The 1,144-nt window shown below is 41.2% G+C and carries 2 protein-coding genes; both read right to left on the bottom strand.

The window, feature by feature from the left end; translation table 11 throughout:
* The coding region (locus tag IM273_RS22620; RefSeq protein WP_226857989.1) for a hypothetical protein at window positions 1-210 on the bottom strand (210 nt) is incomplete at its 3' end.
* Between the two features lie 3 nt (window positions 211-213).
* A partial coding sequence (locus tag IM273_RS22225) for a phage major capsid protein (RefSeq protein ID WP_226857988.1) occupies window positions 214-1,144 on the bottom strand: 931 nt, incomplete at its 5' end.

Raw genomic sequence — 1,144 nt, 5'->3', positions numbered from 1 at the left:
AGTAGTACCATTGCGTTCAAAAGTAATACCCATTGGTAAACCAGAATTTGAGGTAAAATAATTCACGGTAGATTGTGTATCTTCAAAAAAAATCTCGTCTTGCTCGAATATCACTGTAACAGTACTTGTTACTTCATCCTGAACAATGACGAGATCTTCACCGAAAGAATTTAGTAGTGCCTTTGTTTGGCTATTACTAAACTCTCTCATATATTAAGCCGCTAGTTTAACTACTAGGAATGCTTCCTCATGACTAATAGAATGGTCAATAAAAGCAAATGTACGTAGTACAATACCTTGGCTTGCACGTAGAGTAGTATCATCGCGATCTACAGTTAGCCCACCCCAAGAAGCAAGAACTACGTTAGAGAAGTCACCAAAGATGATACTGCCTGCGGCAACTTGGGTAGATTCGATAACGCGTACGGAATCACACAAGTATGCTTCAAAGCGGTAGCCTTCGATCATGTACTTAGCTGCGGTGTTAGAACCGACTAGGGTACTACGTAGAACGGCTGCGGTAGACGGGTGTACGATAGCAACTACGTTATCAATACGTACGTTTGCAGCGGCTAGTTGACCTAGAGCGGCTTGTACATCAGCTTGTGTAATAGCAGCAGTTAGAGTTTTAGAAGGAGCTGCGGTAACGATCTGTGCAAGAATTTCTTTTTCGAGTTTTAGACCAGCACCACGTACCATTGCATCCTGTACATAACGTTCTGCGGTATCAGCAGACTTAATTAGAGTACGGGTAATTGGTACAGAACCAGAGAAAGTCTTAGGCTTAAGTACTAGTTTTTCAAAGTTTGCATCAACTAGTGGGGAATCAGCACCTTCGTCGATGAAATCAAACATCGCAGTGAAATCAGAAGATAGTTTTGGTAGTACTAAATTACCTTCACCTTCTAGACCAGAGAAAGTTTGAATTGGTAGTTGTGCAAAAACAGAGTTAGCACGTAGAACATCAATATATGAATCTACATAAACTTCTTTAACTAGATCACCACCAGTAGCTGGAGCGGTAGAGGTTGCACGTAGTTGGTTTACTGGTACTTCAATACGAGCACCTTCGAATGGTTTACCCTCGGCAGCCTGACGGATTAGACCATTAATTACAGATTTTTCCATTTTGTTATCCTTAACG

It is taken from the genome of Enterobacter cloacae complex sp. P13B (genome assembly GCF_014895915.1).
Classification (GTDB): domain Bacteria; phylum Pseudomonadota; class Gammaproteobacteria; order Enterobacterales; family Enterobacteriaceae; genus Enterobacter; species Enterobacter bugandensis.
This window is presented reverse-complemented; position numbering and strand designations above follow the sequence as displayed.